Source organism: Streptomyces tremellae (assembly GCF_039540215.1).
GTDB lineage: Bacteria > Actinomycetota > Actinomycetes > Streptomycetales > Streptomycetaceae > Streptomyces > Streptomyces tremellae.
Map to the genome: position 1 here is coordinate 1 of NZ_BAABEP010000110.1, position 8,979 is coordinate 8,979.

Annotated in this window: 7 protein-coding genes and 1 pseudogene; 2 read left to right on the forward strand and 6 right to left on the reverse strand. The window is 74.1% G+C overall.

The genetic code is table 11. The features are described 5' to 3' along the window. Window positions 1–48: 48 nt before the first annotated feature. Window positions 49–255: pseudogene (locus tag ABEA77_RS33010) on the forward strand (response regulator transcription factor); the annotation flags it as partial. A 7-nt stretch (window positions 256–262) separates the two neighbouring features. On the opposite strand, the gene ABEA77_RS33015 reads toward ABEA77_RS33010, so the two are convergent. After that, on the reverse strand, window positions 263–1,927 hold the full coding sequence (locus ABEA77_RS33015) for a purine-cytosine permease family protein (protein WP_345655735.1): 1,665 nt from the start codon (window positions 1,925–1,927) through the stop codon (window positions 263–265). A 382-nt stretch (window positions 1,928–2,309) separates the two neighbouring features. On the opposite strand from ABEA77_RS33015, the gene ABEA77_RS33020 reads away from it, so the two are divergent. Beyond that, the gene (locus ABEA77_RS33020) at window positions 2,310–2,744 is read left to right on the forward strand and encodes an SAV_915 family protein (RefSeq protein WP_345655737.1); all 435 of its coding nucleotides are present in this window, start codon (window positions 2,310–2,312) and stop codon (window positions 2,742–2,744) included. A gap of 79 nt (window positions 2,745–2,823) precedes the next feature. Here the strand turns inward: ABEA77_RS33020 and ABEA77_RS33025 are convergent, their stop codons facing one another. From ABEA77_RS33025 to ABEA77_RS33045, 5 genes are all read right to left on the reverse strand, one after another. Then, entirely contained in the window at window positions 2,824–3,735 is a 912-nt protein-coding gene (locus ABEA77_RS33025) for a hypothetical protein (protein WP_345655739.1), read from the reverse strand. A 14-nt stretch (window positions 3,736–3,749) separates the two neighbouring features. Then, window positions 3,750–5,048 (reverse strand): VWA domain-containing protein, encoded by a 1,299-nt coding sequence (locus tag ABEA77_RS33030; protein WP_345655741.1) that lies wholly within the window; start codon window positions 5,046–5,048, stop codon window positions 3,750–3,752. Window positions 5,049–5,358: 310 nt separating this feature from the next. Continuing rightward, entirely contained in the window at window positions 5,359–5,826 is a 468-nt protein-coding gene (locus ABEA77_RS33035; RefSeq protein WP_345655743.1) for a lamin tail domain-containing protein, read from the reverse strand. A gap of 202 nt (window positions 5,827–6,028) precedes the next feature. After that, entirely contained in the window at window positions 6,029–7,174 is a 1,146-nt protein-coding gene (locus ABEA77_RS33040; protein WP_345655745.1) for an XdhC family protein, read from the reverse strand. 40 nt (window positions 7,175–7,214) lie between these two features. Beyond that, window positions 7,215–8,672: an NCS2 family permease gene (locus ABEA77_RS33045; protein WP_345655747.1), complete on the reverse strand. Its 1,458-nt coding sequence runs from the start codon at window positions 8,670–8,672 to the stop codon at window positions 7,215–7,217. Window positions 8,673–8,979: the final 307 nt, after the last annotated feature.

The following is an 8,979-nucleotide window of genomic DNA, read 5'->3' on the forward strand; positions in this document are numbered from 1 at the left end:
CGTGGGGGCAAATCCGGGCGGAGGTAAAAGGGTTCGCCCGATGGTCGCGCGGCGGGCCGGGTGGCGCTCGCGCCGCGCGAGATGGACGTGCTGGCGTGCGTGGCGGCGGGCGCCACCAACACGTCCGCCGCCGCGGCGCTCGGTGTGCGGCCGGAGACCGTGAAGGGGTATCTGCGCTCGGCGATGCGCAAGCTGGGCGCGCACACCCGGCTCGAAGCGGTGGTGGCGGCGCGGCGCGCGGGCCTCCTGCCCTGAGGGCGGGTCAGGCCGCGGCGCGGCCCGGCGGGTCGGCGGGCAGGAGGTGTGTGCCGGTGCGGTCGGTGGCCAGGCACAGCGAGCAGATGACGCCGCCCGCCGCGCTCGCCAGCATGTCGGGCCGCTCGTAGTCCTCTCCGCAGACGGCGCAGGTGTACGGGGTGCCGCTCGGGTTGCCTTCCGCGTCGGTGCGCGGCTCCGCGATGCCGTCGTCACGGCGCCGCAGGTAGTAGCGGCCCCGGGTGGCGAAGGCCATGAGCGGGGTGGCGACGAGGGCGACGCCCACCGCGACGAGCGGGGAGTACGGCTGGATGCCGTCGCCGAACAGGCCGAAGTACACGGCGATCGAACCGAGCGAGGACGCGAGGAACGAGGTCAGGCCGACCGGGTTGACCGCGTAGAGCATGCCCCGCCTGAACTCCGGCTCCTTCGGGGAGAGTTTGAGCAAATACTTGTTGACTCCGATGTCGGTGGCGACGGTGACGACCCACGCCATCGCGCAGTTGGAGTAGAAGCTCAGGAGGTTGTTGAGGAAGCTGAACATGTCGGCTTCCATGAGCACCAGCGAGAACGCCAGGTTGACCAGGACGAAGACGAGGCGGCCCGGGTAGTGCCGGGTGACGCGGGTGAAGGAGTTCGTCCACGCGAGCGATCCCGAGTACGCGTTGGTGACGTTGATCTTCACCTGGCTGAGTACGACGAGGACCAGCGCGAGCGGCACGACGAGCCAGGACGGCATCATGCGCTCGAAGACGCCGGTGAACTGCTCGATGGGCTCCACCGCGGCGGCCGAGCCGACCGCGCCGATCACGTACACCGCCATGAACACCCCGATGGCCTGCTTGAGCGCGCCGAAGAACACCCAGCCGGGCCCGGCGAGCAGTACGGAGGTCCACCAGGCGCGCCGGTTGGCCTCGGTGCGCGGCGGCATGAAGCGCAGGTAGTCGATCTGCTCCCCGATCTGGCCGATCAGCGAGAGGCAGGCGCCCGCGCCGAGCATCACGGCCGCGGTGCTCACGCCGCGGTGGTCGCGGCCCTCGAAGGAGAGCCAGTGCGAGACGGTGGACGGCTCGGTGACGAGCAGGAACACCAGCGGCGCCGCGATCAGCACCAGCCACAGCGGGTTGGTCCAGCTCTGGAGCTTCGCCAGCGCCTTCATGCCGTAGACCACCAGCGGGATGATGACGAGCGTGGAGACGAGATAGCCGATCCACAGCGGCAGGTGCAGGGCGTAGCGCAGGCCCTGCGCCATGATCGAGCCCTCGGTGGCGAAGAAGATGAAGGTGAAGCTCGCGAAGACCAGTGAGGTGACGACGGAGCCGTAGTAGCCGAACCCGGCGCCGCGCGTGATCAGGTCGAGGTCGATGTTGTGGCGGGCGCCGTAGAACGCGAGGGGCAGTCCGGTGACGAAGATGATCACCGCGGCGACGCCGATGGACAGCAGCGCGTTGACCGTGCCGTGGGCGACGCCGACACCCGCGGCGATGGAGAAGTCCGCCATGTACGCGATCCCGCCGAGCGCGGAGGCGCCGACGACCGCCGGGGTCCAGCGCCGGTACGAGCGGGGGGCGAAGCGCAGCGTGTAGTCCTCAAGCGTCTCCCCCGCGCGGGCTCCGGCCTCCTTGCCGGGCGGCGCCGGTGCCTTGGCGGCGGGTGCGTCGTCGATCGCCATGCGGTGCTCCTCGGGACGGGGGCGGGGGGGGCGGGGGCGGCAGCCGGGGCCGCGACGGCCGCGCACGGTGCCGGGTGGGGCGCATGGGGCGGGTGTGCGGGCGCGTCCGTCGCCCGGCACTGCCATGTCCCCGGTCAGGACGCTAGGAGCCGCGTGTTTCACGGGGCGTCACCGCGTCATGACGGAGGCGTTACGCGGGTACGCGCACGCGTTCACCTGCCGGGCCCATGGCTCGAACAGAACGGCAGAATCGCGTCAATATCCGGCTCCGGCAGGTCAACGCACCGTCAGGGGAGGACCATGCGCGCAGCCTCGGGGCAGAGGCTCATGGGTAACGGCCGGGCGACGGGCCCGGCCGCGAACGGAGTCCCAGGAGGACACCATGGAGCTCGTCACGTCCGAGAGCGCGGCCGAGGCCGCCGACCCCGACCCTGCCGCCGCGGCCGAGGCGGCGCGGCCCGCGCGCGGCGGTCCGCTGCCCGGCCGCCCGCTGTACGTCCCGGTGCGCACGGGCGCGGAGGGCGGCACCCACCTGCGGTTCGCCCGCACGCCGGGCGGCGCCCGTACGGCGGTGGGTTTCACCAGCAGGAAGCTGCTTGCCGAGGCGTTCGGGGACCAGCAGCCCTGGGTGCTGCTCGCGGAGCCCGCGCTGCGCGCGCTCGCGGAGCCGCTGGGCGCGGCCGTCGTCACGGTTGACCCGCGGGCGGCAGCCGCGCCCCGAACGGTCGCCTCGCCCCGCACGGCGGCAGGCCCCGCGTGCGCCCGCCGGGTGGCCGTGGGCTCCCCGGCCGTGTCCTTCCGCGGGACGCCTGCCTGATCGGGGGCCGGGGCCGGGGCCGGCGGTCGGTGCGCAGGCCGGGGCGGGACACCGCCGCCCCGGCCCGGGGCCGCGCGGGTCAGTACCCGGGCGGCGGCGTGGGCCGCCTGCGCGGCCGGGTGACGTGGTAGCCGCCGACGCCCGCGAGCGCGGCGGCGACCGCACCGCCGCCCGTCCACAGCCAGCGGTCGGTCCACCAGCCGGAGGACCAGCCGCCGTCCGGCTCGTCGGCGGGCTGCGCCACGGTCTCCACGGCGGGCGCCGACGAGGCGTCCGAGGCGTCGTCCGAGTCCCCGACGACCGGGTCGCCGCTGTCGGCTCCCGCGGAGTCCGTGCTGCCGGGGCCCGCGGAGTCGTCGGTGTCCCCGGAGAGCGTCGCACCGGGCACCAGCGGGGCGCCGAGCCTGCCGCCCACCGCGAACGCGCCGCCCGCGGAGGGCGCGTCGAGCGTCACGTCCGCCGTCATCGGCAGGCCGAGGTCGCCCTGGGCCGCGCCGACGGCCGTGAGCCTGATGTAGTAGTCACCTGGCAGCGGGTCGTTGGACCAGGGCTCGGCCCAGGCCCGTACGGTACGCAGCGCGCAGCGCAGCTCGACGGTGTCCTGGTCCGGCGCGAGGGTCTTCGTCTGGGCCCCGTACCGGCACGGCTGGCGGCGCCGCAGCCCGTCGTAGACGTCGACCTGCCAGGTCGTGTCGCCCGAGCGGACGGACGAGGCGGGAAAGGTGACCTTCGCCGTCACGGTCGGCCGCCGCCCCGCGTCGACGGGCACCCGCCAGTACAGGTAGTCGCCCGAGGAGGCGTCAGCCGTGGCGTGCTGTCCCGCCTGGAACAGCTGGGCCGTACGGAAGGACGTGCCGGCCTCCGTGGGACCCTGCGCGCCGCCGTCCGAGGCGCTCGGCGAGGGCGGGGCGTCGTCGGCAGCCGCCGCGCCCGCGCCGCCGAGCAGCAGGGCCGACGCGGCGAACAGCAGCGCGGCGCCGGTGCGTGTCATGCGTGCCGACCTCATCAGTTGGACCTCCAGACCGCCACACGCCACCGCGACACCCAGCCCCAGACGACGCCGGCGGCGAAGCCGACGACGATCAGGGTGCCGATCAGCCACCAGCCGCGTCCGAGCCCGAACGACGCGGTGTCCGAGGCGTCGTGCGGCGCGTCGACCAGGCCCACGGCCAGTTCGACCGGCATTCCCGGCGCGGTCTTCACCGAGGCGGGCGCCGAGTAGGAGTTGCTGACTTCGAGGCAGACGGTCTCTGCGGCGGGCGCGGCGCCGTCGTCCGAGGAGCCGGTGTCGGGCCTCGGGTAGCGCAGGCCGGTCGAGACGGCGTCGGTGCGCCCGCTGCCCGCCTGCTCGCCCCGTACGATCTCGCGGCCGTGGGTGGTGACCGCGCGCAGCAGTACCCCGTAGTCGGGGTTGACGGCCCGGTCGTCCGCGACGCTGACCGAGGCGCGCAGCTCCTGGCCGGGCGCGACGGCGACGCGGTAGAAGCGGTGCTGGGCGAACTCCTCGCGGTCGCTGTAGAGGCCGGGGGCGAGTTCGGGCGCCGACGAGCAGTCGGCGGTGCCGTGCGTGGCGACGGGAGTGGCCGCGGGGTCGGCCGCGCGGTGCACCAACTGGCCGACTCGGCCGGAGAGTTCCGCCCGGTGTTTGACGGAGGTGTAGGTGCCGCCGGTGGCCTCGGCGATGCAGGCGAGCTGCCGCTGCGTCTTCGCATCGGGGACCAGGCCGAGGGTGTCGATGGTCAGGTGGATGCCCTTGGCCGCGATCTCCCGCGCCACGTCGCACGGGTCGGGCGGTGAGCAGGTGTCCTCGCCGTCGCTGATGAGGACGATCCTGCGGCTAGCGTCGCCGCCCGAGAGGTCGTCGGCGGCGGCGAGCAGCGCGGGTCCGATGGGCGTCCAGCCGGTGGGCTCCAGGGTGCCGACGGCGGTCTTGGCCTCGTCGCGGTCGAGCGGGCCCACCGGATAGAGCTGCTCGGTGTCCTTGCAGCCGAGCGCGAGGCTCTTGCCGGGATAGGTGGCGCCGAGGGTGCGGATGCCGAGGTCGACGCCCTGCGGCACGCCGTCGAGCACCTGGTCGAACGCCTGCTTCGCGGCGGTCATCCGGGTCTGCCCGTCGATGTCGCGGGTGCTCATGGACCCGCTGACGTCGAGCACGAGGTCGACCTTGGCGGTGGGCACCTTGTCGGGCGCCACGGCGCCGGGGCCGCCGTCGTCGGCGGCTGCGGTCACGGGGGTGAGGAGGCCGAGGGACAGGGCGGCAAGCAGCGCGCTCGCGGCGACCGCCGACCGTTTTCTTATGATCATCGCCGGATGATAGTGACATCGGGCAGCCGGGCCCAAACGCGAGTTGACGGGCCGTCAGGTTTCCCTGACGGTGGGTCCGGGCCGCCGGGGCGATCCGGCCGCGCGGCCGGATCGGAGCAGGTGGATCGCGTCACGCCCCTTGCCCGTGCCCGGCGTGCGCGGGACACTCCCCGGGAGCGCTCCCACGCCGGGGCGCCGTTTCCGTTCCGCGCCGTGCCCGTGGGGGGTAACGGCGCGGAACGGCCCCCGGGGACCCGAGTGGGCCGCCGCGGGAACCGTTTCGCCGTGTTCCGGGGTCAGCGTTCCGGGGTCAGCGGTCCCTGCGGCCCGACCAGTGCTTCACGTCCACCACCCGGTGGCGGCTGTCGCGCAGGGTCGCGGTGTCGTTGTTGTCCCAGATGTACTGGCGGCTGTCCTGGTAGACGTCGCGGCGGGTGTCGCGGCCCACGCCGGTGTGCACGCGCACCGACGAACGTCCCGCGAGGCGCACGTTTTTGAAGTGGTACACGTGCCTGCCGTCCTTGGCAAGCGTCCAGCCCTTGAGGTCGACCGGCTTCCTGCCGGTGTTGGAGACGGTGACCCACTCGCCGTTGAGGCTCCGGTTGGAGCGGTCGTCGCGTCCCGGGCTGTCGTACTGGACGGCTCCGACGACGACGGGCGAGTGCGGCGCGCGGTGGTGCGGCGCGTGCCCCGCGGCTGCGGCCGGGAGGACGGCCGACGCCGTGACGACGGCCGCGCCGAGGAGGACCGCGGCGGTGCGGGGTGCGGAACTGGACATGGAGAACCTCCTGCGTACGGCGCCCTCAGGGGGCGCCGACAGTGCCTGCGTCCGGCCCGTCGCCGGACACGCTCACACTGTGCGGGACCGCGTGCGGCCGTGGTGAAAAGTACGGGAACGGATTACAGAATCCGGACATGTGCGCACCCGTGGCGGTCCCGGCGCACACGCCCCCGCGCGTGGTGTCCTCGCACACCACGCGTCACGCCATCGAGCCGGCCCGCCGCCGCGTCCGCCCCGCGCGGTGGATCGGTGTCCTGGTGGCGGTGAGCGGCGCGCCGGTGCCGCCGTGGCGTACGGCGACGATCTCGGCGGCGATCGACAGCGCGGTCTCCTCCGGGGTCCGCGCCCCGAGGTCGAGGCCGATCGGCGAGCGCAGCGCGGCGAGTTCGCGCTCGGTGAGCCCGGCCTCGCGCAGCCGCCCGAGCCGCTGCTCGTGGGTGCGGCGCGAGCCCATGGCGCCGACGTATGCGACGGGCAGCCTGAGCGCGACCTCCAGCAGCGGCACGTCGAACTTGGCGTCGTGGGTGAGCACGCACAGCACGGTCCGCGCGTCGGTGGCGGTGGCCCCCAGATAGCGGTGCGGCCACTCCACGACGACCTCGTCGGCGCCGGGGAAGCGGTCGGCGGTGGCGAAGACGGGCCGCGCGTCGCAGACGGTGACGTGGTGGCCGAGGAACTTCCCCGCGCGCACCAGGGCGGCCGCGAAGTCGACGGCCCCGAAGACGATCATCCGGGGCGGCGGGACGCTCGACTCCACGAGCAGGGTGACGGGCCTGCCGCACCGCGAGCCTTCGGCGCCGATCACGGCGGTGCCGGTGCGTCCCGCGGCGAGCAGGGCGAGGGTCTCGGCTGCCGCCGTGCGGTCGAGTGCGGGGTGACCGCCGAGTGAGCCCTCGCTCGTGCCGTCCTGCCGTACGAGCAGGGCGCGGCCGAGCAGCCCCGCGGGGCCGTCCGCGACCCGGGCCACGGCGACCGCCTCTCCGGCCGCCGCGGCGGCGAGGGCGGCGGCGACCACGGCGCGGTCCCGCGCGTCGGCGCGTACCGGTGTGATGAGGATGTCGATGACACCGCCGCAGGTCAGGCCCACGGCGAAGGCGTCGTCCTCGCTGTAGCCGAAGCGCTCGACGACGCTCTCGCCGGTGCTGAGCGCCTCGGTGGCGAGCTCGTAGACCGCGCCCTCCACGCAGCCGCCCGAGACCGAGCCGACGACGGTGCCCGCCCCGTCGACGGCGAGCGCGGCGCCCGGGCTGCGGGGCGCGCTGCCGCCGACGGCCACGACGGTGGCCACGGCGAAGTCGCGCCCCTGCCCGGCCCACCGGTGGAGCTGCTCGGCGATGTCCAGCATGGTGGTTCTCCTTACGGCGGTACGGGGAGCGGACCGGGCGTCAGGAGACGCCGAGCCAGGACTCGATGGGATGCAGGGCGTAGAAGACGGTGAAGATCGCGGTGAGGCCCCACATGAAGGGACCGATCTCGCGTATCCGGCCCTGGGCGACGCGGATGGCGACGTAGGAGAGGGTGCCCGCGGCAACGCCGGCGGTGATGGAGTACGTGAACGGCATCAGGACGACCGTGAGGAACGTGGGGAGCGCGACAGCGCGGTCACCCCAGTCCACGAAGCGCGCGTTCTGCATCATCATCGCGCCGATCACGACGAGGGCCGCCGCGGCGACCTCGCCGGGCACGATCCGGGTGAGCGGGGTGAAGAAGAGGCAGGCGGCGAAGAGGAGCCCGGTGACGACGGAGGCGAGGCCGGTGCGGGCACCCTCGCCGACGCCGGTCGCGGACTCCACGAAGACGGTCTGGCCCGAGCCGCCGACCACCCCGCCGACGACGCCGCCCGTACCGTCGATGAACAGCGCCTTGGACAGGCCCGGCATGCGGCCCCTCGCGTCGACGAGCCCGGCCTCGTTGCCGACGCCGATGATGGTGGCGATGGCGTCGAAGAACCCGGCGAGCACCAGGGTGAACACGATCATGCCGACGGTCAGGCCGCCGACCTGGCCCCAGCCGCCGAACCTGAGGTCGCCGAAGAGGGAGAAGTCCGGCATCGACACGGCGCTGCCGTGCAGGGCGGGCGCCCCGCTCCCCCACTGCTTCGGGTCGACCGCCCCGGACGCGCTGAGGACGACGGCGACGACGGTGCCGGCCACGATGCCCATCAGGATCGCGCCGGGGACACGGCGTGCCTGGAGCATGAAGATCGCCAGGAGGGTGACGCAGAAGATCAGCACGGGCCAGCCGGTGAGCTGGCCCGCGGGCCCGAGGGAGAGCGGGTTGCCGCCGTGCGCGGGGTGCACGAAGCCCGCCTTGACCAGGCCGATCAGCGCGATGAACATGCCGATGCCCATGGTGATGGCGTGTTTCAGCGGCAGCGGGATGGCGTTCATGACCTTCTCCCGCAGCCCGGTGGCGACGAGCAGCATGATCACGACGCCGTACAGGACGCACATGCCGAACGCCTGCGGCCAGGTCATCACGGACACGACCTGCGTCGAGACGACGCTGGAGACGGAGAGCCCGGCGGCGAGGGCCAGCGGCGCCCTGCCGACGAAGCCCATCAGCAGGGTGGTGAAGGCGGCGCCTGTGGCGGTCGCGGTGATCAGGGCCTGCTGGCCGAGGGTGCCGCCCGCCACGTCCTTGCCGGAGAGGATCAGCGGGTTGAGGAGGAGGATGTAGGCCATCGCCATGAAGGTCGTGAGACCGCCGCGCAGTTCGCGGCCGACGGTGGACTCGCGGTCGGAGATGTGGAAGTAGCGGTCGAGCCAGGACCGGCCGGCGGGCGGACGCGAGCCGGCGCCCGCGTCCTCGGGCGTGGTCGTGGCGACGTGCGAGGGGGTCATGATGCCTGCTCCCAAGGTTCACAGGGGCACCCGCCCCGCGGGCGGCGTACCGCCGTGCGGGGGCAGGGATTTGGGATGACGGTTGGCTGCACGACCCGGGGGACGGCCCGAGACGAACGACGTCCGGATGGCGCGGCACGAGGCGGTGTGCCACGGGGTTGGTGTGCGGGTGCGGTGGGTGGTGCGGTGGGCCCGTGCCTGGCGGGTACGGGCGCCTGCGGGCGGTACGGGCCGGGCCGCGCCGGTGGCCGGCGCGGCCCCGAGGCGGCGGCGCGGCGGCGCCCCCGGGCGGTGGCGGGGCCGCGCC

What these genes read in the sequence shown, in the direction of transcription:
- ABEA77_RS33015 (WP_345655735.1), bottom strand. Translation starts at nt 1,927, where the DNA reads ATGGCGATCGACGACGCACCCGCCGCCAAGGCACCGGCGCCGCCCGGC.
- ABEA77_RS33020 (WP_345655737.1), top strand. Translation starts at nt 2,310, where the DNA reads ATGGAGCTCGTCACGTCCGAGAGCGCGGCCGAGGCCGCCGACCCCGAC.
- ABEA77_RS33025 (WP_345655739.1), bottom strand. Translation starts at nt 3,735, where the DNA reads ATGACACGCACCGGCGCCGCGCTGCTGTTCGCCGCGTCGGCCCTGCTG.
- ABEA77_RS33030 (WP_345655741.1), bottom strand. Translation starts at nt 5,048, where the DNA reads ATGATCATAAGAAAACGGTCGGCGGTCGCCGCGAGCGCGCTGCTTGCC.
- ABEA77_RS33035 (WP_345655743.1), bottom strand. Translation starts at nt 5,826, where the DNA reads ATGTCCAGTTCCGCACCCCGCACCGCCGCGGTCCTCCTCGGCGCGGCC.
- ABEA77_RS33040 (WP_345655745.1), bottom strand. Translation starts at nt 7,174, where the DNA reads ATGCTGGACATCGCCGAGCAGCTCCACCGGTGGGCCGGGCAGGGGCGC.
- ABEA77_RS33045 (WP_345655747.1), bottom strand. Translation starts at nt 8,672, where the DNA reads ATGACCCCCTCGCACGTCGCCACGACCACGCCCGAGGACGCGGGCGCC.